The sequence below is a fragment of the Streptomyces cyaneochromogenes genome, assembly GCF_003963535.1.
GTDB lineage: Bacteria > Actinomycetota > Actinomycetes > Streptomycetales > Streptomycetaceae > Streptomyces > Streptomyces shaanxiensis.
This window is the reverse complement of the sequence record NZ_CP034539.1, coordinates 7,962,298-7,988,415: the sequence shown is the minus strand read 5'-3', so window position 1 is coordinate 7,988,415 and position 26,118 is coordinate 7,962,298. Positions and strand designations below refer to the sequence as shown.

Annotated in this window: 25 protein-coding genes; 16 read left to right on the top strand and 9 right to left on the bottom strand. The window is 70.8% G+C overall.

The features are described 5' to 3' along the window. From EJ357_RS36170 to EJ357_RS36160, 3 genes are all read right to left on the bottom strand, one after another. Window positions 1–1,188: a damage-control phosphatase ARMT1 family protein gene (locus EJ357_RS36170; RefSeq protein WP_126395880.1), complete on the bottom strand. Its 1,188-nt coding sequence runs from the start codon at window positions 1,186–1,188 to the stop codon at window positions 1–3. Between the two features lie 22 nt (window positions 1,189–1,210). Beyond that, the gene (locus EJ357_RS36165) at window positions 1,211–1,858 is read right to left on the bottom strand and encodes a ScbR family autoregulator-binding transcription factor (protein ID WP_126395879.1); all 648 of its coding nucleotides are present in this window, start codon (window positions 1,856–1,858) and stop codon (window positions 1,211–1,213) included. Between the two features lie 70 nt (window positions 1,859–1,928). After that, complete coding sequence (locus EJ357_RS36160) at window positions 1,929–2,870, bottom strand: ScbA/BarX family gamma-butyrolactone biosynthesis protein (RefSeq protein ID WP_126395878.1); 942 nt, start codon at window positions 2,868–2,870, stop codon at window positions 1,929–1,931. 182 nt (window positions 2,871–3,052) lie between these two features. On the opposite strand from EJ357_RS36160, the gene EJ357_RS36155 reads away from it, so the two are divergent. After that, window positions 3,053–3,730 carry a ScbR family autoregulator-binding transcription factor gene (locus EJ357_RS36155; protein ID WP_126395877.1) on the top strand — a complete coding sequence of 226 codons (678 nt, stop codon included), beginning with the start codon at window positions 3,053–3,055 and terminating at the stop codon, window positions 3,728–3,730. Window positions 3,731–3,893: 163 nt separating this feature from the next. Here EJ357_RS36155 and EJ357_RS36150 read toward each other — a convergent pair whose 3' ends face one another. Next, entirely contained in the window at window positions 3,894–5,702 is a 1,809-nt protein-coding gene (locus EJ357_RS36150) for a S8 family peptidase (protein ID WP_126395876.1), read from the bottom strand. Window positions 5,703–6,137: 435 nt separating this feature from the next. Between EJ357_RS36150 and EJ357_RS36145 the strand changes: the two genes are divergently transcribed. After that, window positions 6,138–7,085: a lytic polysaccharide monooxygenase auxiliary activity family 9 protein gene (locus EJ357_RS36145; protein ID WP_126395875.1), complete on the top strand. Its 948-nt coding sequence runs from the start codon at window positions 6,138–6,140 to the stop codon at window positions 7,083–7,085. Between the two features lie 18 nt (window positions 7,086–7,103). Here the strand turns inward: EJ357_RS36145 and EJ357_RS36140 are convergent, their stop codons facing one another. Next, on the bottom strand, window positions 7,104–7,745 hold the full coding sequence (locus EJ357_RS36140) for a Tat pathway signal sequence domain protein (protein WP_126395874.1): 642 nt from the start codon (window positions 7,743–7,745) through the stop codon (window positions 7,104–7,106). A gap of 688 nt (window positions 7,746–8,433) precedes the next feature. Between EJ357_RS36140 and EJ357_RS36135 the strand changes: the two genes are divergently transcribed. From EJ357_RS36135 to EJ357_RS36095, 9 genes are all read left to right on the top strand, one after another. Continuing rightward, complete coding sequence (locus tag EJ357_RS36135; protein WP_126395873.1) at window positions 8,434–9,129, top strand: DUF6230 family protein; 696 nt, start codon at window positions 8,434–8,436, stop codon at window positions 9,127–9,129. Beyond that, window positions 9,126–9,539, top strand: coding sequence for a DUF6114 domain-containing protein (locus EJ357_RS36130; RefSeq protein ID WP_407698435.1), 414 nt, complete (start codon window positions 9,126–9,128; stop codon window positions 9,537–9,539). Before EJ357_RS36135 ends, EJ357_RS36130 begins: the two co-directional genes overlap by 4 nt. A 174-nt stretch (window positions 9,540–9,713) precedes the next feature. After that, complete coding sequence (locus EJ357_RS36125; protein WP_126395871.1) at window positions 9,714–10,517, top strand: SAM-dependent methyltransferase; 804 nt, start codon at window positions 9,714–9,716, stop codon at window positions 10,515–10,517. A 243-nt stretch (window positions 10,518–10,760) separates the two neighbouring features. Beyond that, window positions 10,761–11,759, top strand: coding sequence for a substrate-binding domain-containing protein (locus EJ357_RS36120; protein WP_126395870.1), 999 nt, complete (start codon window positions 10,761–10,763; stop codon window positions 11,757–11,759). Window positions 11,760–11,959: 200 nt separating this feature from the next. Continuing rightward, window positions 11,960–14,356, top strand: a complete 2,397-nt coding sequence (locus tag EJ357_RS36115) for a sensor histidine kinase (protein WP_126395869.1) — start codon at window positions 11,960–11,962, stop codon at window positions 14,354–14,356. A gap of 11 nt (window positions 14,357–14,367) precedes the next feature. After that, the gene (locus EJ357_RS36110; RefSeq protein ID WP_048586515.1) at window positions 14,368–14,787 is read left to right on the top strand and encodes a roadblock/LC7 domain-containing protein; all 420 of its coding nucleotides are present in this window, start codon (window positions 14,368–14,370) and stop codon (window positions 14,785–14,787) included. After that, the gene (locus EJ357_RS36105) at window positions 14,768–15,148 is read left to right on the top strand and encodes a DUF742 domain-containing protein (RefSeq protein WP_175647647.1); all 381 of its coding nucleotides are present in this window, start codon (window positions 14,768–14,770) and stop codon (window positions 15,146–15,148) included. Before EJ357_RS36110 ends, EJ357_RS36105 begins: the two co-directional genes overlap by 20 nt. After that, complete coding sequence (locus tag EJ357_RS36100) at window positions 15,135–15,722, top strand: GTP-binding protein (RefSeq protein WP_126395867.1); 588 nt, start codon at window positions 15,135–15,137, stop codon at window positions 15,720–15,722. Before EJ357_RS36105 ends, EJ357_RS36100 begins: the two co-directional genes overlap by 14 nt. Before the next feature lie 150 nt (window positions 15,723–15,872). Next, window positions 15,873–17,252, top strand: a complete 1,380-nt coding sequence (locus EJ357_RS36095; protein WP_126395866.1) for a glycoside hydrolase family 43 protein — start codon at window positions 15,873–15,875, stop codon at window positions 17,250–17,252. A gap of 71 nt (window positions 17,253–17,323) precedes the next feature. On the opposite strand, the gene EJ357_RS36090 is transcribed toward EJ357_RS36095, so the two are convergent. Further along, window positions 17,324–18,277 (bottom strand): ABC transporter substrate-binding protein, encoded by a 954-nt coding sequence (locus EJ357_RS36090; RefSeq protein WP_126395865.1) that lies wholly within the window; start codon window positions 18,275–18,277, stop codon window positions 17,324–17,326. Between the two features lie 342 nt (window positions 18,278–18,619). On the opposite strand from EJ357_RS36090, the gene EJ357_RS36085 reads away from it, so the two are divergent. Genes EJ357_RS36085 through EJ357_RS36065 form a run of 5 tightly spaced genes read left to right on the top strand, consistent with a single transcriptional unit; the run spans window position 18,620 to window position 23,433 of the window. Then, entirely contained in the window at window positions 18,620–21,445 is a 2,826-nt protein-coding gene (locus EJ357_RS36085) for a sensor histidine kinase (protein WP_175647646.1), read from the top strand. Next, window positions 21,442–21,918: a roadblock/LC7 domain-containing protein gene (locus tag EJ357_RS36080; protein ID WP_126395864.1), complete on the top strand. Its 477-nt coding sequence runs from the start codon at window positions 21,442–21,444 to the stop codon at window positions 21,916–21,918. Before EJ357_RS36085 ends, EJ357_RS36080 begins: the two co-directional genes overlap by 4 nt. 22 nt (window positions 21,919–21,940) lie before the next feature. Further along, window positions 21,941–22,366: a DUF742 domain-containing protein gene (locus EJ357_RS36075; protein ID WP_126395863.1), complete on the top strand. Its 426-nt coding sequence runs from the start codon at window positions 21,941–21,943 to the stop codon at window positions 22,364–22,366. Continuing rightward, window positions 22,353–22,952, top strand: coding sequence for a GTP-binding protein (locus EJ357_RS36070; RefSeq protein WP_126395862.1), 600 nt, complete (start codon window positions 22,353–22,355; stop codon window positions 22,950–22,952). Before EJ357_RS36075 ends, EJ357_RS36070 begins: the two co-directional genes overlap by 14 nt. A 55-nt stretch (window positions 22,953–23,007) precedes the next feature. Further along, the gene (locus EJ357_RS36065; protein ID WP_126395861.1) at window positions 23,008–23,433 is read left to right on the top strand and encodes a RidA family protein; all 426 of its coding nucleotides are present in this window, start codon (window positions 23,008–23,010) and stop codon (window positions 23,431–23,433) included. Between the two features lie 41 nt (window positions 23,434–23,474). Here the strand turns inward: EJ357_RS36065 and EJ357_RS36060 are convergent, their stop codons facing one another. Genes EJ357_RS36060 through EJ357_RS36050 form a run of 3 tightly spaced genes read right to left on the bottom strand, consistent with a single transcriptional unit; the run spans window position 23,475 to window position 25,965 of the window. Further along, a complete protein-coding gene (locus EJ357_RS36060; protein WP_126395860.1) occupies window positions 23,475–24,143 on the bottom strand; it encodes an ABC transporter permease in 669 nt (222 codons plus the stop codon). Further along, window positions 24,140–24,829, bottom strand: coding sequence for an ABC transporter permease (locus EJ357_RS36055; protein WP_126395859.1), 690 nt, complete (start codon window positions 24,827–24,829; stop codon window positions 24,140–24,142). Before EJ357_RS36055 ends, EJ357_RS36060 begins: the two co-directional genes overlap by 4 nt. Further along, window positions 24,826–25,965 carry an ABC transporter ATP-binding protein gene (locus EJ357_RS36050; RefSeq protein ID WP_175647645.1) on the bottom strand — a complete coding sequence of 380 codons (1,140 nt, stop codon included), beginning with the start codon at window positions 25,963–25,965 and terminating at the stop codon, window positions 24,826–24,828. Before EJ357_RS36050 ends, EJ357_RS36055 begins: the two co-directional genes overlap by 4 nt. Window positions 25,966–26,118: the final 153 nt, after the last annotated feature.

Here is a 26,118-nt window from a genome sequence, read left to right as displayed (position 1 = left end):
TCACGTCCGCACCTGGATCAGCGCATGCGTTCCGCCGGTGCGCCACTTCTGCCCCTCCGCCTCGACCAGCGCCGCCTCGGTGCGGGCGTCCAGCCCGGTGATCACGTCGGACTTCAGGGTGCGCAGGGCCGCGACCGGACCGGGGAAATGCGCGGTGACCTCGGTGAACGGCGTGGTCGGCGGCCAGCGTCGGTCGCCGACGAGGCGGCGGTAGTTGAGGTCGCCCTTGACGACCGTGAGGGTGGCCGCGGCCAGCTCCTCGCGGAGGTCGCCGGGCATGTCCGCGAACGGCAGCGGGGCACTGGAGAAGGGGTGTGCGCGGACGGTGAGACGGCCGTCGGTCATCGCCGACCAGAGGGTGTCTCCGTACGTCGCGGCCGCGCCCGGAGCCGCCGTCAGCCGGCGCAGGGCGTCGAGTACGTCGGCGTGCGTGGCGTCGGAGACATAGTAGGGGTACGGCTTGACGTGGAGGACGGCCCGCCCGACACGCCCCTGGGCGAGGAGGTGGGCGATGAGGAGCAGGTCGGGGACGAGTTCGCGGCCCGCGTTGTCGGCGATCAGGCACAGGGTGGCCGAGCCGGCGGGCGGGAGCAGGGACCAGAGGGTCTCGCTGTCGTCGGCCACCAGGGGCGGGGTGTCCGAGGAGGTCTCGTCGCGCCCGGCGTCCAGCCGGAAACCGAGGTCGGCGCGGTTGCCCCACAGGGAGCCGTGCAGCAACGCCCTGTCCCGCTCGTCGGCGGGCCGGTCCGCCAGGGCGTCGAGGGCGGCGAGTTCCTCGTCCGTCTCCCGGGCGTCGAGTTCGGCCAGCTTGGAGGGGCGGAAGGGGTCGATGCCCTGCCAGGGGCCGGGGGCGAAGTAGCCGACGGCTTCGAGGAGCCGGCGGTAGAAGTAGCTCTCCGACCACAGCCACGGCACGTCGAACCAAGGCCGGCCGGTGTACGCCTCGGCGCCCCACTGCGTCCAGCGGTCCCGGTCGAGCGCGTCGGCGGGGAGTGGTTCGAGCACGCCCTCGGTGCAGCTGGCGAGCAGCGCGTCCAGCGCGCGGTGCCGCTCGGGGCCGTACGGGAAGGACTCCCGTACCTGCCGGATGATCGCGGGATGCCGTTCGGCGAGCACGCTGTGCGGGAACGAACCGGGTTCGTCGCCGAGGAGTACGGGCGCGAGCGGGGTGTCGGACCTGTCGGGCATGCGGCTCACCGTATCGCGGGCGTCATACGGCTCTGATCTCCCGCTCCAGCTGTGTCGCGAGGGTGAGATAGGGGGCGCGGCGGGGGACCGGGACCAGGCCCCGGATCATGAGGTGCCACATCTCGGCCACCCTGCGGGGCTGGCGTGCGACGGGTTCGAGGGAGCGGCCGACGACGCGGGTGCCGACGAAGAAGCAGACAAGGGAGTGGGCGGCGGCCTCGACGTCGACGTCCGGGTGGATGTCGGCCTCCTTGGCGGCGCCGTGGAGTCTGCGGGTGGCGATGTCCACCAGCTCGGTGAACGGGTGCCGCAGGGGCGGCCGTATCACCACTCCCCCGGTGGCCAGACGCAGACCGGCCCGGGGTATCGGGCCCTCGACGCTCAGGCGCGTGATGCCGAACGTCGTGCGGATCAGCGACTCCAGGGAGGAGTGGCCGCGCACGTCCATCTCGCTCGCCACCTGGCGGGAGGCCCGCGACTGGAGCTCCATGATGGCCTGCGCCAGGTCCTCCTTCGCCGCGAAGTGGAAGTAGAGGGCTCCCTTGGTGACTTGGGCGTGCTCGACGATGTCGCTGAGGCTGGTCGATTCATAGCCCTGGCGGTCGAACAGTTCCGCGGCGGCTGTGAGGATCGTGGTGCGGGTCTGCTCGGCGCGTAACTGCCTCACCATCGGCTGGACTCTCCTGGGACTGAAAAGAACGGGTCATGCCGTTTGTTTTTTACTCTGCGTACAAGATAACTCACCCTTCCTCGGTTCCCACCGCGCACTCGAAAAGCGTCGACTCCCCCTGCCGTCCCACGACTTGCACATCGGCGTCGTACGGGCCCCGCCGGTCGACCGCCTCTATCCAGGTGGGCTGGTCGAGTTCGGCGTACTGGTGGAAGACGGTGCGGAACGAGACGGGGGCCCGGTGGCCGCCCCGGGTCCGGGCCCGCACGGCTTGCCGGGCTGCCTCCAGCAGCAGCATGCCCGGCACATGGTCGAGCGGATGGTCGAAGAAAACAGCATGGCCGGTATCGACTCGCAGCCGCCAGCGGTCCGGGCGGTCGGACGGGGCGAGCACGACGTCCGCGGGCAGGGCGCGGTCCACCGCGGTCGGCGGGAGACCGGGCGGGACCGGCAGTGTGGACACGGTGGCCGCGGTACGGCCGCCGCGCAGCCGCCGGTAGACGGCGTCGCTGGTCCAGGTCGCGGCGATCCGCGCGGTCGCGACCCGCTCCCGGCCTATGCGCACGTCCGCGTCGTAGGTGAACCCGGCCGGGCGGCCGCCGCGTCGGTCGATGTCGGAGACGGCGATGTCGATCGCGGGTTCGGCGGGCACGGTGCCGACGGCCAGATGCTCGGGGCGCGTGGTGATCCGCATTTCCTTGAGCACGAACTTATGGCCGAGAGGCACCTTGTAGGCGGTGTGCGCGAGGAGCGTGCCGGCCTGGCGGACGGTTTCCGCGACGAGCAACGGATCGTACGCCGTCCGGTCCGGCGACACGTGTAACTGATGAGCGCGCGGCCACTGGGCGAAGACGGTGAACCGGTCGGTGTCCGTGCTGGTCCCGCCGGTGAGCAGCGTTTCGGCCACAGAGGCGCGATGAACGAGTTGGCGGGGTACGGTGGCCGTCAGGCCGTCCGGCACTGCCAGATTCTCGGCGAGCGGGTTCGTGGCGAGCTGCCGCGGATGAGGCATGTCCCCTCCTTGGGTCCCCCGTGTGTGCGTTGACAGACGGCGAGGTGGCCCGTGCCGCGAGCGTTAGAATACGAGCCGACCGGTTTGTTTTCAATGCGGCCTGGGGTCGCCCGACCGTGCCCGACTCCGCTCCGGCGCACGCCGGGGCGTACAGGTCAACTCGGCGCAGTGGAGGGGCGGTTATGGCGAGGCAGGAGCGCGCCGTCAGGACGCGGAGACTGATCCTGGAGGCCGCCGGCGCGGTCTTCGACGAGCACGGGTACACCGCGACCACCATCTCGATGGTGCTGGAGCGGGCCGATGTGACCAAGGGTGCCCTGTATTTCCACTTCGCGTCGAAGGAATCCCTCGCCCAGGCCGTCCTTGACGAGCAGGTGGCGCTCGGCGCGGTGCCGCCGCAGGCATGCAAGCTGCAGGAACTGGTCGACATGACCTTCGTGTTCGGGCAGCGGCTGCTCTCCAACTCGCTGCTCAAGGGCAGCGTACGGCTGGCGGTGGATCAGAGCGCGCCGCCCGGCGTCGACCACGCGGGGCCGTTCCGGCAGTGGGTGGAACACCTGGTGGTGGTGCTGGAACGGGCCCGTGAGCAGGGCGAGTTGCTACCCACGGTGCAGCCCCGGCAGACGGTGGAACTGCTGGTCGGGGCGTTCGCGGGCCTCCAGCTGATGTCCCGCGCGCTGACCGACCGGGAGGATCTGGCGGAGCGGATCTCGGTGCTGTGGGGACACATCCTGCCGAGCATCGCGCTGCCGGGCCTGCTGATCGGCATCGACCGCAGGCCCGATCGAGGGATCCGGGTGCTGGCCGCTGCCGACGCGGCGGCCGACGAGCAGGCCGCCATGGACGTGACCGCACGCTGAGTACACGGCACCGACCGGAGTGACGGTTTCCGTCACTCCGGTCGGTGATCACGGATGTCGGCCATGGACGCAACGTAAGGCGGGCCCGCCGATGCCCCATCCGCATCGGCCGGCCCGCCCGCTTGTGATACGCGCCCGTTCAGGGCCCGTGTTCAGTGCTCGCTCAGAAGGTCAGCTTCCAGCTGTTGAGCGTGCCCGTGTCCTGGGCCGCTGTGTCCTGGACGCGCAGCTTCCAGGTGCCGTTGGCGGTCTCGCTCGACGCGTTCACCGTGTAGGTGGTGTTGACGTTGTCCGCGGAGTCCGAGGAGCTGGCGGACTTCAGACGGTAGGTCGAGCCGTCCGGGGCCACCAGGTCGATGACCAGGTCACCGCGGTAGGTGTGGGTGATGTCCACACCGACCTGGAGCGCCGAGGGGGCGTTGCCGCTACGGCCGCTGACGGTGATGGAGGACTCGACGGCCGAGCCGTTGTCGGGAACGGAGACCGCGCCGGAGCTGGTGAAGGTGGTGCCCCCCGTGGAGCCTCCGGAGCTGCCGCTCACCGCCTGCACCGTCTTGGCCGCGTCGGCGAGGCCCGCACCGCAGCCGCCCGAGCAAGTGCCGGGCAGAGCACGCGAGTTGGTCTTGATCGCGGACTCGATCTGGGCCGGCGTCAGTGCGGGGTTCGCCGACTTCGCCAGCGCGGCCAGGCCCGCGACGTGCGGGGCGGCCATGCTGGTGCCCTGGTAGTAGTCGTAGTTCTCGGAGGACGGGCTCTGCCCGCCGGAGTTCAGCGTGGACAGGATGCCGTTGGAGGTGACCGAGTTGGTCTCACCACCCGGGGCGGCGATGTCGACGACCGAGCCGAAGTTGGAGTAGTAGGAGCGGTTCCCCTGGCGGTCGGCGGCGGCCACGCTGATGACGTTGTTGCAGCTGGCCGGCGAGTAGTTGGCCGCGTTGGCGTTGCTGTTGCCCGCCGCGACGACGACCGTGGTGCCGCGGTTCACGGCCGCGTTGATGGCGCTCTGGGTCGCGGTGGAGCACGCGCCGCCACCGCCCAGGCTCATGTTGATGACCTTGGCGACGTTGGCGTTGGCCGGGACACCGGAGACCGTACCGCCGGACGCCCAGGTGATGGCGTCGATGATGTCGGAGTCGAAGCCACCGCACTTGCCGAGCACACGCAGCGGTGAGACCTTCGCGCCGTACGCGACGCCGGCGACGCCCTTGCTGTTGTTGGTGACGGCGGCGATGGTGCCCGCGACGTGGGTGCCGTGCCAGGAGGAGGTGGAGGCCGGGTCGCCCTGCGCGCACTCGTTGGCGGCGGTCCAGTCGCCCGGGTCGGCCGGGTTGCTGTCGCGGCCGTTGCCGTCGTTGCCGACCGTGGCGTCGGAGATGAAGTCGTAGCCCGCGACGATGTTGGCGCCGAGGTCGGAGTGGGAGACGTAACCGGTGTCGATGACGGCGACGGTCACCCCGCTGCCGGTGGCGACGTCCCAGGCACCCGGCACGTTCATGCCCGCGGTGGTCTCGAACAGGTCCCACTGCTTGCTGTACTCGGTGTCGTTGGGGGTGGCCAGCGGCTTGTTCAGCCGGTCCGGGACGACGTAGGCGACCTGCGGGTCCGCCTGGTACTCGGCGACGACGTCCGCGACGTCCGCCTTGGTGAGGCTCTCGCCGAGGTCGACGAGGGCGGCGCCGGAGCCGAGGCGGCGCTGGAAGTCGAGGTCCTCGCCGGCCTCCTTGCCCTTGGTCGCGGCGTCGGCCTCGGCCGCCTTGTTCGACTTGGCCTCGGCTGCGCCGGACTTGTAGCCGACGATGAGGCGCTCGGCCGGGGCGCCCGGCGCGGCCTCGGTCTGCGCCGTCGGCACGGCGGCTTCCCGGGCAGCGGGTTCCTGGGCCATGGCCACCGAGGTGGTGGCGGCCGTGAAGAGCGCGGCGGAGACCGCGGCGACGGATATCAGCTTCCGTCTGGTGGATGCGGAGGTGCGCAAGGGTTTGCCTTTCGTGGCCGGCCGTGTCTCCGGGCAGCGCGGAGCGGCGGTCGAATCGCTTCCTCGTCGAAGCGGAGGGGGGTACGCCGAGAAGGCGGGAGAGGTGACGCCGGGAATGCAGGTGGGATGACGCCGGGAACGCAGGTGGGGGCAGTGCGGCAAGTGGGGGGGGCGCGCGGCGGCCGGCCGGCGCGAGAGCCGACCCGTTCGGGGTCACCTGTGGGTCGGCTGTGGTCGAACGATAGGCAAAGAATTAGTCATCGGGATACAGGGGAAACCCTCGATCAGGCCGGAAACCCACCCTCTACGTCGGAGAGTTGACCGGTATGAGCGGGCTCTGCCCGGTTCGTCGCGCAGTGAACGCGCCGGGCCGGTTTCCCGTACTGCACGAGGACCGTTCCCGCGCCGGCCGAGGAGACGTTCCGGATGCCCCGGATGCCCTGGATGAGATCGCACCGCACCGCCCTGGCGGCCGCCGCTGTCACGCCGTTGCTGCTCACCGTGTGGACGGCGGGCCCCGCTCACGCGCACGGCGCGCCGACGGATCCGGTCAGCCGGGTCTACGCCTGCTCGCCCGACGGCGGGAGCGCGTCCCGGTCTGCGGCCTGCGAGGCGGCGGTCGCCTCGAACGGGGCGCCCTTCACGGCCTGGGACAACCTGCGGATCGCGAACGTGAACGGCAGGGACCGGCAGGTCGTCCCCGACGGAGAGCTGTGCAGCGGCGGGCTGCCCGCCTACCGGGGCCTCGACCTCGCCCGCGCCGACTATCCGTCGACCCGGCTGACCCCGGGCGGTGCTCTGACGATGCGGTACGTCTCGACGATCCCGCACACCGGCACGTTCCGGCTCTACCTCACCAAGCCCGGCTACGACCCGACCAAACCGCTCACCTGGTCCGACCTCCCGGAGCAGCCGTTCGCACAGGTGAAGGACCCGGCGCTGACGGACGGGGCGTACCGGATCAGGGCGAAGCTCCCGTCCGACCGGGCCGGGCGGCATGTGCTGTACACGATCTGGCAGAACACCAGCACGCCGGACACGTACTACTCGTGCTCGGACGTGGTGTTCCCGGAGGCGAAGGAGCCGGGCGGCAAGACCTCCGCGGCGGCCTCCGCGAGCAGTGGTGACAAGCGCGCGGACGGCAGTCCTTCGCCTACGGCACAGAAAGGCACGGACGGCAGTCCGTCACCGGCGGCCGAGCGGCGCGCGCCTCAGCCGTCGCGGACCCCGGTGTCCTCGCGACCCCAGGGCGACAGCACCCCGGTGGCCTCCGGCACGGACACCGGCTCGGGGCCGTCCACGCCCATGCTGGCGGGCGGCGCCGCGGCGGTACTGGTGCTCACCGGCGGCGCCGCCCTGGTCATGCGTCTGCGTCGGCGGTGAACCGCCGCCGTACGACGGTCAGTTGACGTTGACGGCGACGCCCGAGCTCGTCACCGGGGCGTACTTGGCGGTGAAGTAGGCGTTGCTGAAGCACAGCGACGAACCCGACGTCTTGGTGAAGGGCTGGTTGGTGAAGGCGATGCTGTTGTCGGCGTTGCTCGACGTGCCGGACAGGCTGGGCGCCTGGTAGACGCAGGTGATGCTGCCGAGCAGGGTGCGCAGCCGGACCGTGGACTGGATGACGGAGCCCTCGGCCGGCGTCACGGTGACGGTGCCGTCGGAGGACACGCTGGTGGTGTACGGCAGGTTGTCGACGGTGATGCCGCTGACACCGAGCACACCGGTGACGTTGGCGGTGCAGCCGCCGGTGTCGAAGGTGTGGGAGGTCAGCGACTCGGTGGCGGTGCCGGGGGCGGCCGGGTTGTCGGTGACGGTGGCGGAGAACGCCGAGCTGGTGCAGGAGATGCCGCTGGTGCCGGTCGCGCTCGAGTAGAACGTGGCGGCGGTGCCACTCGCCAGGGACGCGTCGAGGACGGCACCGACCGCGACGGCCGCTCCGTCGGTGGTGGTCAGGACCGGGGTGTCGGCGGCCGACGCGGGGACGGCGAGCCCGAGGGCGGCGACGGTTCCGGCGAGGGCGATGAGGGTGCGTGCGCGCATGCGGGTGTACCTCGGCTTTCGTTGCGGGGGTGTGCCCTGAGGGTCTGAGGGCTCAGGGGGTTCGGGGGGTGCCGGGGGGGGTGCGCGAGTCCGGTCGGTGTGCCGGGCCCGGAAGACCAGGGTCGTTGCCGGTCCGTGACGCCTTCTCCGTACGACACGGACCGGCAACGGCAGCCCGTCCGGTGGCCGGCCGGAGACCCGGGGGGAGGACTCCGGCCGGCCCGGGCGGGGGGGTGGCCGGCACGGACCGAGGGGGAAGCGACCGTGACGGCGCCAGGAGTGATCTCGCGAAAAGGAAATGTGAAGGACATCAGGTCCGGGAACGCGGGCAGAGGCCGCGCGGCGGCGGATCCGGCGCCACGGATCCAGGGGGGAGCCAGGGAGAGTTGTAGACCTGAGGGTCAGTCAACGTCAAGGAGTAGGAAGGGAGTTGATGTTGCATCCGGCGCTTTTCGTGACTCCCGGAAGCACGTGACCCACAGGCGGCACACAACCAACACCCTTTTTGCACAACTACCTTGACCCTCGAGTGTAACCACCGGTAACTTCCCGGCTGGCTACTGCGGAGTACGAGAAAGCCCTTGCACCCGCCGGGAGTTGCGAGGAGACGTGCGCCGTGGGCGCTGTCCGCGCCAGGACAACGTGCCGCTGATGCCCTACCCGCACTTACATGCACCTGGGAGCAGTTATGGCCTCGTCCTCGGACGTCACCTCGTCCGCCGACAACACACCCGAGAACCCGGAAAGCGGTTCCGTCCCCGAAGCCTCCGAAACCCCCGACGGGCCCGCGAGACGCGGCCGGGTCCGGGCGCGCCGGGCCGCCGTGATGGCGGTACCGGCCACGCTCGTCGCCGGCGCCCTCGCCGTCCTCACCGCCGAGGGCGCGCTGGGCGTGCAGTTCGCCATCTCCGGCATGCCCTTCACGGTCACCGCGACCGAGCTCAACGGCACCGGATTCGAGCAGTTCGGCGGCCTCGACGAAATGGCGCCGGGCAGCCCCAACGCGGGGGACACCGGCGGCCAGGTCCTGGTCGTCACGTCCGCGATCAAGAACGCGACGCTCACGAAGCTGTGCCAGAGCGTCGACCTCGGCGGCACCAACCTGCTCATCACCGCGGGTGACGGGTCCCAGAAGGTGACGGCGGTCGATCTGACCACCGACTCGACCGAGCTGTCGGGTGACGCGGCGTTCAACAACATCGAGATCGGCAACGACGCGAGTACGTTGACCAAGGCCGGGGTGAAGGGGCCGATCGGTGTCTTCAGCCAGCAGGCGGACACCGTGCGCATCGCCAACCTTCGGCAGACCAACTATGCGACGACTGCCGGGGTGTTCAGGCTTCCCGGACTGAAGCTTCGTTTCAGCGGTTCGGGTTGCCCGTGAGCGAGCGTGCGGGTTTTCGGTCGGCCTTCCGTCGTTGGCGGGCCGACCGGCCGTTCTGGGGCGGGTTGCTGCTCGCGCTGGGCGGGGCGTGGATCCTGCTCACGATGAAGGCTTCGCTGAAGGTCGTTCTGCATGTCGGTATGCAGGGGCTGGCCGGGTATCTGCTGCCGGGGCTGATGGTGTTGCTGGGGTTGCTGGTTCTGTTCAATCCGGCGCAGCGGCTCTTCTACTCGATCACCGGGGTGCTGGTCTCCTTGGGGACCTGGCCCACGTCGAATCTTGGTGGGTTCTTCGTGGGACTGCTGCTGGGTGTGGCGGGGAGTTCTCTCACGTTCGGGTGGCTGCCGGATCAGGAGCCGCGGCGCAGTCGGCGGGAGCGGCGGAAGGAAGCAGCAGCGGCAGCGCCGTAGGGGCTGTTCCTTGTGGGCGAGTGCGGGTGTGTGGGGGCTGGTCGCGCTCACGCGGCGGAGCCGCATATCGACACGGCCCCGCGCCCCTGAAGTCGGCATGGATACCACCAACTTCCCAGCCCCGTCGGGACGTTGCAGACTGATCCTGCCCGACACCAAGGTCCCGGAGGCCCCATGTCCACCGACCGTATCGACACCGAAACCGCCCACTCCGCCCGCATCTACGACTACATCATCGGCGGCATGGACCACTACCCCGCCGACCAGGAGGCCGGCGACGCCATGGTGCGTGAGTGGCCCGCGTTGCCCGTTCACATGCGGGCCAACCGGGACTTCATGAACCGTGCCGTGCGGTATCTCGCCGCCGAGGCCGGGATACGGCAGTTCCTCGACATCGGGACCGGGATTCCGACCTCGCCCAACATCCATGAGATCGCCCAGTCGGTCGCCCCGGAGTCCCGGGTCGTGTACGTCGACAACGACCCGCTCGTGCTCACGCTGTCCCAAGGGCTGATGTCCGGCGCGCCCGAGGGGACGACGGCGTACATCGAGGCCGATATGCGTGACCCCGCGGCCGTTCTCGATTCCCCGGCCTTCCGCGAGACCCTCGATCTCGGTGAGCCGGTCGGGCTCACCGTCATCGCGATCGTGCACTTCCTGCTGGACGAGCACGATGCCGTGGGGATCGTGCGGCGCCTGCTCGAACCGCTGCCCGCGGGGAGTCACCTCGCGATGTCCATCGGCACGGCCGAGTTCGCGCCGGACGAGGTCGGCCGGGTCGCCCGGGAGTACGCGGCCCGGGGCATGCCGATGCGGCTGCGCACCCTCGCCGAGGCCGGGGAGTTCTTCACAGGTCTGGACCTCGTCGAGCCGGGCATCGTCCAGGTCCACAAGTGGCGTCCGGACGGCACGGGCACCGAGGTGGTCCGGGACGCGGACATCGCGATGTACGGGGCGGTGGCCCGTAAGCCGGGTTGACCCGGTTTGCGGGCGCAATCGGTGGTGGCGGGCCGGAGCCCGGTCCGCCCCCCCGGCCAGCGGTTCATCACGATGTGGGAGCAACGACTCACACCGTGTGGTTGCACACTTGACTACCGGTGGTCACACGCGATTGGCTCCGCCTCAGCGAGAGTTCACAGGTCGGCGCACCCCCCCTCCCGGCACCGCCCGGTCTCTCGTTCGTTCCTCCGGCTCGGCCGCACAGCGAGGTGCCGCACCCTCATGAAGACCCCACCCCCCTCCCCCGGTTCCGTTCGATTCGCGGCCCTCACGGCCGCCGCCTGTCTGCTGCTGGCCGGCTGTTCCGCCCTCGGCGGGACCGACGAGGCGTCGGGCGCCGACGCGGCGGCGAGCACCGGACGGCTGAAGGTCACCCTCGTCACCCATGGCGGCGAGGGGGACGACTTCTGGGAGCTGGTGCGCAAGGGTGCCCAGGCCGCGGCCGCCAAGGACGGCATCGAGCTGACCTACGCGAGCGACTCCGACCCGGCGGGACAGGCCGAGTTGATGCGGGACGCGGTCCGGCAGAAGGTCGACGGCATCGCGGTGACCCTCGCCAAGCCGTCGGCGATGACGGGTCCCGTCGGCGAGGCGCGCAGCGCCGGCATACCCGTGGTGGGTCTCAACTCCGGTATAGACGACTGGCAGTCCGCGGGACTGCTGGGCTACTTCGGCCAGAACGAGAGCGTCGCGGGCCGGGCCGTCGGCGGCAAGCTCGACGATCTGAAGGCCAAGCACGCGCTGTGCGTCATCCACGAGCGCGGAAACGTCTCGTTGGAGGCGCGTTGTGCGGGCGTGAAGAAGACGTTCGGCGGCGAGACCGAGAACCTCTATGTGGACGGCACCGACATGGACGCGGTCACCGCCACCGTCGCGGCCCGGCTGGCGCAGGACCCCAGCATCGACGAAGTGGTCACGAACGGCGCGCAGTTCGCGCTGGCCGCGGTGAGGTCGACGAAGGAGGCGAGCAGCCAGGCGCGGGTCGCGACGTTCGATCTCAACAAGGATCTGGTCGCCGCGGTCCAGGACGGCGACGTGCAGTTCGCGGTGGACCAGCAGCCGTATCTGCAGGGCTATCTCGCCGTGGACTCGCTCTGGCTGTACCGGACCAACGGCAACACCCTCGGCGGCGGCGAGGCCCCCGTGCTCACCGGGCCGGCGTTCGTCACCAAGGCGAACGTCGCCGCGGTCGCGAAGTTCGCCGCCAACGGGACCCGCTGACCGGACACTTCCGCCGACGATGTCGCCAAAGATTCGGTCACGTGTGACGCGTACGTCCACATGTACGGATAACATCCTGCGAACCCCCTGTGACGCACCGGACACGCGCCCACCCCACGCGCCCGTCCCCATTCCGCTTGTCCCCCGTTCTGCTTGTCCCCCATCCGCTTGACCCCTCCGCTGATCGCCCTAGGACGACAATGTCTCCACGGACAGGTCCCCGGCGCCGCCGCCTCGGCTCCATACGTCTCTCCCTGATCCTCCTCGCGCTGGTGCCCAGCGTCACGCTCGCCGCCGTCTGGAGCGTGACGACGATCCAGATGTTCTCGGAGGGCCTGCGGCTGCGCGCCCAGACCGGGTTGAGCAGGTCGACCGGGGCCATGGGCACGGAGGCCACGCTCGCGCTGCAGCAGGAGCGCAGCTACTCGGCCGTATGGCTCGCCACCCGTCAGGAGGCCGCCCGCACCGAGCTGGACGAGCAGCGCCGCAAGACCGACAAGGCGGTCGCCGGACTCCTCGCCCAGTCGGACGCGATCCAGCAGGCACCCTCCCGGATCAAGGACCGGCTGTACTCGGTCGTCGCGTCCGTGAGCAGCCTGGAGTACTACCGGGGCCAGGTGGACAACCCGACCGACATCCCCGCCGTGCAGGCGCTCGGTCAGTACACCTCGATCATCGACGACCAGATCCACGCGTTCCAGGAGCTCTCCCAGGTCGACGACGGCGATCTCACCTCGCAGGCCGGTCCGCTGGTCTCGCTGGAGCACGCGGCGGAACTGGTGTCCCGGGAGGACGCGCTGCTGACGCTGGCCTCGCCGTCGCGGAAGATGGACGAGAAGACGTGGACCGAGTTCGCGGAGCTGGTGAACACCCGCCGCTGGCTCGTCGAGGACCAGATCCTCCCGTCGCTCACGGGGAGCGCGAAGGCGGAGACCGAGCGGATCCTGGGGAGCCCGCAGTGGCGGACCCTGGAGACGGTCGAGGACCGCGTGCTCGCGGCCAGGGCGGCGGCCCGTGCCGAGGGGGACATCGCCGTTCCCGAGGCACAGAAGGAGTGGCGGGCCGCGCTGGTCAAGGTCTCCGACGAGTACGAGGTGCTGATCCGCCGGCAGACGACCGGACTGCTGCAGCAGAGCGCGGACAACGCGCGCAACCTGCTGATCAAGGCCGCCTCCCTGAGCGCGGGCGGTCTGGTCGCCCTGCTGCTGTGCGCCGGGATGTCCTGGCGGATCACCCGCTCGCTGTCCCGGCGGCTGCGGGGCCTGCGGGAGGCCACCCTGGGCCTCGCCCAGGAGCGGCTGCCCGACGTGGTGGCCCGGCTGGAGCGGGGCGAGAAGGTCGACGTCGAGCTGGCGACCCCGCCGTTGGACTACGGCCACGACGAACTGGGCCAGGTGGCCGAGGCGTTCAACACCGCGCAGCGCACGGCCGTGCACACCGCCGTCGAACTCGCCGAGGCCCGGCGCGGCTTCCAGAAGATCATCCTCGGCATCGCCCGGCAGAGCCAGAACCTGGTCAATCTCCAGCTCACCAAGCTGGACGCGCTGGAGCGCGCGCACCAGGACCCCGAGGTCCTCAAGGGCCTGTACGAACTGGACTCCACCGCCAGCCAGTTGCGCCGCTACGAGGAGAACCTCGTCATCATCAGCGGCGAGCGGCCGGGCCGCAGCTGGAGCGAGCCGGTCGCGCTGATCGACATCCTGCGCAGCGCCGTCGGCGAGGTCGCCGAGTACCAGCGGGTGGAGGTGCAGACCGAGGAGGAGGTGCACCTCGCGCCCCCCGCGGTGGCGGACGTCATCCATCTGCTGGCCGAGCTCATCGAGAACGCCACGCTGTACTCACCCGCGCCCTCGCCGGTCGGGGTGCGGGCCGCGATGGTGGCCAAGGGCCTGGCGGTGGAGATCGAGGACCGCGGCCTCGGCATGTCGGAGGAGGAGTACGACTCCTTCAACGCCCAGTTGGCCGAGCCTCCGCAGTTCGACGTGGTGGCGCTCGCCGACGACCTGCGGCTCGGCCTGTTCGTGATCGGCCGGCTCGCCCGGCGGCACGGCATCGCGGTCACGCTGCGCTCCTCGCCGTACGGCGGCACGACGGCGATCGTGCTGATCCCACACGACGTCGTGGTGCGGGACGTGGCCGTCCCGGACCGGGAGGAGGTGGAGCACGCCGGTGCCGCCGAGCCCGAGGAGCCCGTACGGGAGTCCCGCCCCGTCGTCCCGGCCCGTACCGCGCCCGCCCCTGCCCCCGCACCGACCACGCGCGCTGACGGCCTCACCCCGCTCCCCCGCCGCGTACCGCAGACCAGCCTGGCCGCGGAACTGCGCGAGGAGGCACAGCCCGCCGAGGAGAACGGGCACCCCGACGACTTCACCGCGGAGCAGGCCGCCTCCTCCCTCGCCTGCTTCCAACGGGGCACGCTGCAGGCCCGCGACGAGACCCCGGACACGTCCGAGGCGTCGGAGCTGCGGATCCCGGCCGCTCGGCGGGCCCGTGACGACGGCGACGGTACGGAGCCGTCCGCGGCCGCCGACACCGCCTCGTCGGGCTCGTCCGCCTCCTCCCCCACGTCCTGCACTCCGCCCGCCGACCGCTCATGAAGGACATCGCCATGACACGCCCCACCCCCGCCACGGACACCCAGCTCGACCAGTTGCTCACCGGACTCGTGGAGCGGGTCGCCGACGTCAACCACGCCGTCGTCCTCTCCGAGGACGGGCTGGTGGTCAGCAAGTCCACCGGGTTCCTGCGCGACGACGCCGAGCGACTGGCGGCGACCGCGTCCGGCCTGATGAGCCTCAGCAAGGGCGTCAGCCTGGACTTCCGGGGCGGCCCGGTGCGCCAGGCGCTGATCGAGATGGCCAACAGCTATCTGATCCTGACCTCCGCCGGGCCGGGCGCCCATCTCGTCGTACTCACCAACCAGGGCGCGGACGTCGGTGTGGTGGCGTACCAGATGAACATGCTGGTGAAGAAGATCGGCGAGCACCTCTCGGCGGCACCGCGGGCCCATGTCGGCCCTGGCGCGTGAGGTGGGCTCAGACGATACGGCGGGGCGGCTGGTACGTCCGTTCACGCTGACCGGCGGCCGGACCCGGCCCAGCCGCACCGACTTCACGCTCATCACGACGGTGACGGCGGTGGATCCGCCGCCGGAGCGGGCCCCGCGGCCACAGCCCGAGCAGACGCGGATCCTGCGGCGCTGCGCGCGGCCGATCGCGGTCGCGGAGCTCGCGGCCCATCTCGACCTCCCGGTGAGCGTGGTCGCCATCATGCTCTGCGATCTGCTGGAGGCCGGCCTGATCACGGTGCACCCGCCGCATCCCGTCACCCCCCGCACCCCGGACCTGGACCTGCTGCAGAAAGTGAGGGACGGCCTTGGCCGGCTCTGACACCACCGTGGAGACGATCGCACCACCCGACACGGTCAAGATCCTCATCGCCGGCGGTTTCGGCGTCGGCAAGACCACCATGGTCGGGTCGGTCAGCGAGATCGCCCCGTTGCGCACCGAGGAGCCCCTGACCGTCGCGGGCCTCGGCATCGACGACCTCAACGGCATCGAGCAGAAGCAGGCCACGACCGTGGCCCTGGACTTCGGCCGGATCACCATCAGCCGGGAACTGGTGCTGTATCTCTTCGGTACGCCCGGGCAGCAGCGGTTCTGGTTCATGTGGAACGACCTGGCGATCGGCGCCCTGGGGGCGGTGGTGCTGGTGGACGTCCGCCGGCCCGATTCCAGCTTCGCGGCGATCGACTTCTTCGAGCGCCGGGGCATCCCCTTCGTCGTCGGCGTCAACGGCTTCTACGGCGAACACCCCTACCCCGCCGAGGACATCAGGGACGCCCTCGCGCTCCCGGCCGATGTGCGGGTGCTGCTGTGCGACGCGCGGGATCGAGAGTCGTGCCGGGACGTACTGATCGCCCTGATCGACCAGCTGATCGCCGACGCGCGCAGGGCGAGCTGAGCCGAGGAGGCCGTAACGAGTGGCGGGAAACCGCCAAGGGCGACCATGTGATTGACGCGCAACGGGCACTCTCCTACCTTCTGGTCGATCAACCGAACCTAGTTCGAAATACCGACCGTTCGGGAGCCCCCCGCACCCCTGGAGAGCCGCATGACGAACCCCTCCCGCAGACACTTCCTCGGCATGGCCGCCACCGTCCCGCTCGCCGCGACCGGCGCCCTGGCCCTCGGTGCGGGAACCGCCCACGCCGCCGACTCGGCGTACGCGATGGTCTACTTCACCGAGTCCAACACCATGCTGGAGGCGGACTACAACCTCCACCTGGCCGTCAGCACCGACGGCCTGCGCTGGACGCCGCTCAACCAGAACGCCCCCGTCGCCACCCCGACCCTCGGCGCGAAGGGCCTGCGCGACCCGTTCCTGCTGCGCAAGCAGGACGGCACGTTCGTCGTCCTCGCGACCGACCTGAGCGGCACGGACTGGACCCGCAACAGCGTCTACATCCACGTCTGGGACTCCACCGACCTGCGCACCTTCACCGGCTACCGGCTGCTGAAGCTGCACGACATGACGGGCACGCACAGCTGGGCGCCGGAGGCCTTCTGGGACGCCTCACGCGGTCAGTACGGCATCCTCTACTCGTCGGTGAACAGCAGCGGCCACAACGTCATCATGGTCAGCTACACGACCGACTTCCGTACGACGACCAACCCCCAGGTCTTCTTCGACCCCGGCTACGACGTCATCGACGGCAACCTCACCCTCGGCGTGAACGGGGTCAACTACCTCTACTACAAGAAGGACCAGACCCTGGTCGGTGCCCGCTCGACCACCCTGAACCCGGGCAGCTTCACCCCGTTCAGCACCGGGGTCGCGCACGGCGGCACCGAGGCCCCGACGGTGGTGAAGTCCCTGACCGGCAATACCTGGTACCTCTGGGGCGACACATACACGCCCAACGGGGTCTTCTACGCCTGGCAGAGCAGCGATCTGGCCTCCGGCACCTGGACGGCCGTGGACCAGAGGCTCTACACCCAGCCGCTCAACTCCAAGCACTGCGGCATCCACCCGATCACCTCGACCGAGTACACCAACCTCATCGCCAAGTGGGGCGCCCCGGCCTGGAACCGCCTCAAGTCGTACAACTACCCGGCGCGTTACGTCCGGCACAGCGGATTCGCGGGCCGGATAGACGAGTACCCCTTCGACCCGTTCCCCGACTCGCAGTGGAAGCTCGTGCCGGGCCTCGCCGACTCCTCCGCGGTCTCGCTGCAGTCGGTCAACTACCCGACCCGGTACCTGCGGCACTACAACTACGCCCTGCGCCTGGACGAGAACGACGGCACGTCGACGTTCGCCGGGGACGCGACCTTCCACCGGACGGCCGGGCTGGCCGACTCCGCCTGGTCGTCGTTCCGCTCGTACAACAACCCGACGCGTTACATCAGGCACGCGAACTACGCCCTGCGCATCGACCCGGTCTCCACGGCCACCGAGCGGCAGGACGCCACGTTCCAGGTCGGCCACTGAGCGACTCCCGGCAGCAGTACGGCGGGGTGGTGGCGGCGCGCAGGCCGGCCCTCACCCCGCCGTGCGGGAGGTCATTCCAGGCCGGCCGACTTCAGCCAGGCCTTGGCCACGTCGAGCGGGTCCTTGTTCTCCAGCTGGACCTGGGAGTCCAGGTCGAGGAGGGTCTTGGTGTCGAGCTTGGCGGAGACCGCGTCGAGGGCCTCGACGCCCTCCTTCGAGAGGCCGCTCTTGTATACCAGCGGGGTCACGTTGGCGTACCCGAAGAGGTTCTTCGGGTCCTTCAGGACGACGAAGCCCTCCTTGGTGATGGTCGGGTCCGTCGTGAAGATGTCCGCCGCCTGCACGGTGTTCTTCGTCAGCGCCGCCTTGGTCAGCGGGCCGCCCGCGTCCAGCGCCTTGAACGACTTGAACTTCAGGCCGTACTCGGACTCCAGGCCCTTCAGTCCCTGCTGCCGGGTCTGGAACTCGGGCGAGCCGCCGATCACCAGGTCCGGGGCGATGTCCTTGAGGTCCTCGAGGCTGGACTCGGCGGTCAGGTCGTACTTCTTCGCCGTCTCCGCGTTGACGCTCACGGAGTCCTTGTCCTCGGCCGGCGACGACTCCAGCAGCGTCAGCTCGGAGTCCAGCTTGGCCTTCACCGCGGCGTTCACGGCGTCGGCCGACGTCTGCTCCGCCTTCGGGTCGAGGTAGGCGAGCAACGAGCCGTTGTACTCCGGCAGCACCGTGACCGAGCCGTTGCGCAGCAGGCCGTAGGTGGTCTCGCGGCTGCCGATGTTGGGCTTGTAGGTGACCTTGATGCCCTTGGCCTTCAGAGCCTCGCCGTAGATGTCGGCGAGCAGGATGCTCTCGGCGAAGTTGTTCGAGCCGACGACGACCGTGTCGCCGCTCGCCCCCTCCTCGGCGAGCGGGTCGGAGGTGTCGGAGGAGGAGCATCCCGCCAGCAGCACAGCCGTGGCGGCGAGCGCCACGGCGGCCGCGCCGGGATGGTTCCTGAGGGACCTGCTGCGTGAGGCGGTGAGAGTCACGATTCCCGTTCCGGATTCTGGGGATTGGGTGAGCGAAGAAAGCTCTTCCACTGATCCAATCCAGCCGGTTCTCCCCCAGTCAAGAGCGATCCGGTCACCGATTGGCCTCGAACAATGGTCACTTGTGATCCGGTGTGACTGGGCAGGTTAACGGGGGACGGTTGGGGCGGAGGGTGTTGTAACGGATTCTTGACGTACAGTTCCGGTCACGAACGGCAAGAGGCGATAGTCTCCCCGACGTTGACCGGGGTGACGTGCGCATACAGCCGATCAGGAGACGATCGACAACGGTCACGTGAGACCTCGCGCGCACCGTGTGACGCCCATGAAGGAGGCAAGTCGGTGTCCACGCAGGAGGTGGGCGCGCTCCGCTCGCGTCGTCCACGCGGTTTCGCCGGCCGCTGGACCTTCCGGCGCAAGCTCAACCTTCTGGTCGGTGTGCCGCTGACCGTGGTCGCGGTCCTCCTCGCGTACCTCATCGCCGAACAGACCGCGCGGTCCCGCAACGCGGCGGACGCCGCCCGCCTGGTCCGGGAGAGCGTCGAGGTCGCCACGCTCGTCGACCGGCTGGCCGCCGAGCACCAGCAGGCCGTCCTGCTCTCCGTGCGGCACGAGGCCACCGAGGGCAGGGCACCTTCCTCCGCCGCCTACCGCACCGCGCAGTCCATGGTGAACGCCCAGGTCGAGCGGGTGCGCGACGCCTTCGGGGACCGGCTGCCGGAGACCGAGGCGCAGGCACTGCGAGGCGTCGAGGGCCTGAGCAGCCTGCGGAACACCGTCGAGCGGGCGTATCTGCCCGCCGAGAACATCGACCCGGCGTACACCCACGCCACACAGGGCCTCATCGACGGCCTGGCGCTGGACCGCAACCCCGATCTCGCGACCACCTTCACCGGCAACCTGCTCGACTCGCTGCTGCGCGCGGGAGCCGCGCACAGCGCCTTCGAGACCGGCGTCTTCTCCGCGTCGACCGGTGACTCCAACGCGCTCATCGAGTTCATCGGCGCGATCGGCTCCTACGACGAGTACACCCACCAGGCCGACCGGTTCAGCCGGTTCGCCACCGACGCGCAGACCGCCCAGCTCGCCGGGATCAAGTACACCGCCGCGCAGAGCGTCATCAGCCGGCACTTCGCCGAGCTGCAGATCGACCCCGGCGGCGTGCAGGGCGGCTCGCCCGCGGAGATCCGCAAGTCGCTCGCGCAGGCGCTCGACTCCTACCCCGCCTACCGGGACCAGGCCAGGACCCGGCTGGCAATCACCACGTCGCTCATCGAGCAGATCGCCGACCGGGCGGACAACGCCTCCGAGGAGGCCGCGTTGAACGCGGTCCTGCTGCTCGGGCTCGCCGTGCTCGGCTTCGCCGTCTGGCTGGTCCTGGCGATGCTGGTCCGCCGCTCCGTGGTCCGGCCGGTGCAGGCCCTCACGGGCGCCGCGCAGCAGGTCGCCGACGTCGCCGAGCGCGAGCTGGCCCGGGTGGCCGACGACGACGCCGAGGACGACGGCCCGCCCCGGCTGCACGAGATCCCGGTCGCCGCGCGCGACGAGATCGGCGAGCTCGCGCAGGTGTTCAACCAGGTGCAGAGGACAGCGGTCGCGCTGCTGGAGCGGCAGGTGCTCAGCCGGCGCAACGTCGCCGAGATGTTCGGCAACGTGGGCCGCAGGGTCAGCAACCTGACGACACGTCAGCTCGCCCTGATCGACGCGGTGGAGCGGGGCGAGACCGACCCCGCGCTCCTGGAGCGCCTCTACTCCATCGACCACATCGCGGTACGTCTGCGCCGCAACGCCGACAGCCTGATGCTGCTCGCCGGCATCCACGAGGCGGACCTCGACGCCGGGCCCACCGCGCTCACCAACGTCGTACGCGCCTCACTCGGCCAGATCGAGGGCTACCAGCGGGTGGAGCTGCGTGCGCGGACCGAGGCCAAGGTGGAGCCGGAGGTCATCGGCGACCTGACGCTGATGGTGGCCGAACTCCTGGAGAACGCGGTGTCGTTCTCACCGCAGGGCCGCCCGGTCGAGGTGACGGTGGCGAACGGCGAGCACGGCGCCGCGGTGATCGTCGTCGCCGACCACGGCCTCGGCATGAACGCCGAGCGCCTCGACGAGGAGAACACGCGCCTGATCCGCCGCGAGCGACTGGATCTGGTCCCGACGAAAGTCCTGGGCCTGTTCGTGGTCGGCACGCTGGCCCGCCGCTGGGAGATCACGGTCACGCTGTCGCGCACGCCCGGTGGCGGTGTGACGGCCGAGGTGACGGTACCGCCGTCGCTGCTGGTGTCGGGGAGCACGACGGGGGTCACGGCCACGGCGGCCTTGGCGGCGGTGGCAGCAGCGGCGTCCGAGGAGACGCGGGCGGACGACGCTGCCCCCGACGTTTCGGCCACCGGCCCGGTGCCTGCCGCCACGACGCCGTCGGCCCCCGTCTCCGGACCCCGACCGTCGGCGGACGCGCAGAGGGATGCCGCACAGCCGGACAGCGGTGCGGACGGCGACGGGCCACGTCCTCTTCCCCGCCGGGTCTCCCGGCGGGAAGGCGCCCCGGGCGACGCGGCGAAGTCGGCCGCCCCGCGTGGCGAAGAGCCCCCCGAGCAGCCCTCCGAGCAGCCCCCCTCGGTGGTCCGGCCCCGGACCGGCGACGCCGACCCGGCCCCGGCGGACCACGCCCGCGCCGACCGGTCCGACCCGTCGGCCCGCTCCAGGCCCGGCCGGCACACCTCGGCCGACGCGGGCGAGGCGAACCAGGCACCCTCCTCCCGCACGGGCGAGGCGCACCGGCCGCCCTCCCCCGCCGAGGACCGGAGCGACCGGACACCCGCCGCTTCCGCGGGCCGCCCCGACGCGGCGCCCACGGCCGCCCCTGTGGCGACGGGCGAAGCCCCCGTCACCGGCCGCCCCCTGCGTCGCCGCGTCCGTGGCGCGACCCTGCGCACACAGGTCGGCGCCTTGGCCCAGCAAGCCGTGGTGCGGCAGGGCGTGCGGGCCCTGGACGCGGAAGCCGTGCGGGCGACGATCGAGGAGTTCGAGGCAGCCGTGGAGCGCGCGCACCGCGACAGCGGGCACGGCGGCGATCGAGCAGGCACCGGAGAACCCTCCGCACCGGCCACACCCCCAACCCCCCAGAAGCACGACCAGAACGACCCCCCGGAAGGAGCGGAGCAGTGAGCACGTCGACAGGTGGCACCCCGACGGGAGGCGCCACGCCGGCCGAACTGCAGGCCGCCGCAGCCGACTTCACCTGGCTGCTGAATCGCTTCGCGACCGAGACGGCCGGCGTCGTGGACGCCATCGCCGTCTCGTCCGACGGGCTGCTCATCGCCGTGTCCGAACTGCGGGAGCAGGCCGACTCCGAGCGGCTCGCCGCGATCGTCTCCGGCATCACCAGCCTGGCCGCCGGCGCGTCCGGCAACTACGGCCTCGGCGGCCTCAACAAGGTCATCATCGACCTGGAGGGCGGCCACGTCCTGGTCTCCGCGATCGGCAGCGGCGCCGTGCTCGGCGTCGTCACCGACAAGGAGGCCAAGCTGGGCAACATCGCCTACGAGATGACCGTGTTCGCCAACCGCGCCGGCGCCGCCCTCAGCCCGCAGCTCGTGCTGGAGCTGAAGAACAGCGTCGGCGCCGCGTCGGCCCGCTGACCGGGGAGAGACGGACAACCCCATGGCGGACGGCACCCCACCGCCGGACCCCAGCGGCCCGGACGCGGTCGGCCCCGCCTCCGCCGTGCGGCCCTTCCTGGTCACCGCCGGCCGGGTGGCGGCCGGCGACGACGGCCGGTCGATGCCCGTCGAGACCCAGGTGGTGGCCACCGCCGAGGGGCTCGACGCGCTCGACCTGCTCGCCTTCGAACGGCACGACATCGTCGCCGTGTGCCGGCTGCCGCAGTCCCTCGCCGAGATCGCGGCCCGGCTGCGGCTGCACCTGAACGTGGTGCGCGTCCTCGCCGAGGATCTGCGCGATGCGGGGCAGTTGACGGTGCACGTGCCCGACTCCGACCTCGTCCACGACGCTTCCGTCCTGCGCAGGGTCATCGAGGGCCTGCGCGCCGTCCCCGACTCACGAGGGGTGCCCAGTGACACCGACTGAACCGGCCGCCGTCCCAGCCGCGCGGTCGGCCGCCGTACGACCGCCGCTGCCGGTGAAGATGGTCATATCGGGCGGCTTCGGCGTGGGCAAGACCACCACGGTCGGCTCGATATCCGAGATCGAACCGCTGACCACCGAGGCCGCCATCACGGAGGTCGCGGCGGGCGTGGACGACCTCACGCACACCCCGCGCAAGACCACGACCACCGTGGCCATGGACTTCGGATGCCTCACCATCGACCCCACGCTGAAGCTGTATCTGTTCGGCACGCCCGGCCAGGAGCGCTTCGGCTTCATGTGGGACGACATCGTCGAGGGCGCGGTCGGCGGGCTCGTCATCGTCGACACCCGCCGTCTCGACGACTGCTACGCCGCCGTCGACTACTTCGAGCACAAGGGCATCCCCTTCGCGGTCGCCGTCAACGCCTTCGACGGCAGGGTCGAGCACACCCTGGAGGAGGTCCGCTGGGCCCTCGACGTCACCGACGGCGTCCCGCTCCTGGTCTTCGACGCCCGCGAGCGCGGCTCGGTACGGGACGCCCTGCTCGTCGTACTGGAACTGGCGCTGGCGCGCACGCAGGACTGACCGCGGGGGCGGCGGGCGCGGAATGCCCGCGCCGGCAAGCGCGTTGGGACGCGGCATGAGCCTCGACGAGCGCACGATCACCAACCCGCCCGCCCTGCACGACCCGACCCCGTTCAGCTACAGCCACGCCGTCTCGGCGCCCGGTGAACTCGTCTTCATCGCGGGCCAGTACGCCTCCGACGGCAACGGCGCACCCGTGCCGGGCGACTTCCCGGCCCAGGTGGAACTGGCCCTCGACCGGCTGCGCTCGGCGCTGGAAGGCGTCGGCCTCGGCTACGAGCACGTCGTCCGTCTGGGCACCTTCATCGTCGACCACGACGCGGCCAAGCTGGAGGCCGTCGGCAAGGCGCTGCACGCCCGGTTCGGCGACCGCCTGCCCGCCCAGACCCTGAGCGGCGTCGCCTCGCTCGCCCTGCCGGGCATGCTGTTCGAGGTCGACGCGGTCGCCGTACGACCGTCCCCGCGGCAGGCGGGAATGTGACGACAGGGCCTGGGACCGGCGGTCTCACCGTGGGTGTGTGGCTAGCCGCGGCCGCGCACCCCCGGTGAGACCGTGAACCGCGCCACCGCCCAGAACAGCGCCAGCGTCGTGAGCGCCATGGCGGCGACCAGGGTGGCGCCGCCCACGACCTTCTCGTAGTCGCGCTGGTAGAGGCCGTCGATGATGTAGCGGCCGAGACCGCCGAAGCTGACGTACGCGGCGATGGTGGCGGTCGAGACGATCTGGATGGCCGCCGAGCGCAGGCCGCTGAGGATCAGCGGGAGCGCCACGGGCAGTTCGACCCGGAACAGGACCGCGGACTCGGCCATGCCCATGCCGCGGGCGGCGTCCACCGGTGCGGGGTCGACGGAGCGCATCGCCTCGTAGGTGGTGACGAGGATGGGCGGGACGGCGAGCACGACCAGCGGGATCATCACGGGGGCCATGCCCAGGCCCAGCAGGATGAACATCAGCACCATCAGCCCGAAGCTGGGCAGCGCCCGGGCGGCGGTGGCGATGAGGGCGAGCGTGTTGCCGCCACGCCCGGTGTGGCCCGTGAGCAGGCCGATCGGCAGTCCGACCGCGGCGGCGATGCCGAGCGCCGTCAGCGTGTACTGGAGGTGCTCGCCGAGCCGCGTCGGGATGCCGTCGTAGCCATGCCAGTGGGCGCTGTCGCTGAAGAAGGCGTTGATGAAGTTCAGGACGTTCACCGGGCGGCCTCCTTCACGGCGAGCGGGCGAGTGTTCTCGCGGGTGCCGCCGCGCGGCATCCAGGGCGTCAGCAGCACACGCAGGCCGATCAGTACGGCGTCCACGAGGATGGCGAGGACGGCCGTGCCCACCACGGAGAGCCAGATCAGGCGGGGCTGGTGGTAGATCATGCCGCTGTTGAGCAGGTTGCCGAGGGCTCCCGCGTTGCCGATGAGCATGCCGACGCTGACGAGGGAGACGCTCGACACGCACGCCACCCGCAGCCCGGCGATGATCGCGGGCGCCGCGATCGGCAACTGCACCTGGAGATAGCGTCGTACGGGTCCGAAGCCCATGGCGGTCGCGGCGGCCAGCGTCTCCTGCGGCACCGACCTGACCCCGTCCACGATCGCCGGGACCAGCACCACGAGGCTGTAGACGGCCAGCGGGATCATCACCGTGAGTTCGCTCAGCCCGGTGTAGTCGATGAGGACGACGAAGAAGGCGAGCGAGGGGATCGCGTACAGCACGGTCGTCACCCACAGCACGGGCGGGTACAGCCAGCGCACGCGCACGCACAGCTGGGCGACCGGCAGCGCCAGCAGCAGTCCGGCCAGCACCGGGAGCAGCGCCTCGCGCAGGTGCAGTGCGACAAGGCCGAAGTAGGTGTTCTGGAGGTCGCTGGGCATGTCGAAGAGTTCGCTCATGGCGCGACCTGCTCGACCTTGCCGTCCGCGCTCCGCTCCGCGTGCGCCCCTCGAATGGCCTCGCCGATCACCTGCTGCGAGACCACCCCGGCGACCCGGCCCTCGGCGTCCACCGCGACGGCCCATCCGGTCGGCGAGAGCACGGCACAGTCGAGGGCGGCCCGCAACGAGTCCGTACCGGCCGCGAACGGCCGCCCGTACGGCAGCAGTCGCCCGGCCTCGATCTCCCCGGCGGTGAGATCTCCCGGCTCGCCCCAGCCGAGCGGCTTGCCGTCCGGGTCGGTGACGAGGAGATAGGGGGCCTCGCCCGAGCCGGCGGCGGCGATCCGCTCCGCTGTCGCGTCCACGGCGACGATCGGCTCGGTCAGCAACTCCAGGCCGGCCGAGGAGAAGAAGGACAGCCGGCGGATGCCGCGGTCGGCGCCGAGGAAGTCCTCCACGAACGCGTCGGCGGGGTGGGAGAGCAGTTCGGCGGGCGGGGCGTACTGGGCGAGGTGGCCGCCGGTGCGCATCACCGCGACCATCGTGCCGAGCTTGACGGCCTCGTCGATGTCATGGGTGACGAAGACGATGGTCTTCCCCAACTCCTCCTGGATGCGCAGGAGTTCGTCCTGGAGCCCCTTGCGGACCACGGGGTCGACGGCCGAGAACGGCTCGTCCATCAGCAGCACCGGCGGGTCCGCCGCGAGCGCCCGCGCCACGCCGACGCGCTGCTGCTGGCCGCCGGAGAGCTGGTACGGGTACCGCTTGGCGAGCGCCCCGTCGAGCCCCACCCGCTCCATCAGCTCCCGCGCCCGTGCCCGGGACTTCTCCTTGCCCCAGCCCAGCATGCGGGGCACGGTGGCGATGTTGTCGAGGATCGTGCGGTGCTGGAAGAGACCGGCGTTCTGGATGACGTAACCCATGGACCGGCGCAGGGTGTTGACGGGCTGCTGCCGGCTGTCCACGCCGTCGATGAGGATGGTGCCCTCGCTGGGCTCGACCATCCGGTTGATCATCCGCAGCGTGGTCGTCTTCCCACAGCCCGACGGCCCCACGAGCACGGTGATCGAGCGGTCGGGAATCTCCAGCGACAGCCGGTCGACCGCCACCGTGCCGTCCGGGTACCGCTTGGTGACTGAATCTATCCGTATCAAAACGCCGAATACCCTTCGGGGCTGGCAGGTTTCGCCCGCTTTCGGACCACGGGCTCCGGGCCGTTGAGGGCAGAGTCTAGACCTGTCGGGACCGAGCTTTTGGAAGGTCTCCACCATGGCCTGGGCCCACAGGCGCCGGACGACCGTGTGGAA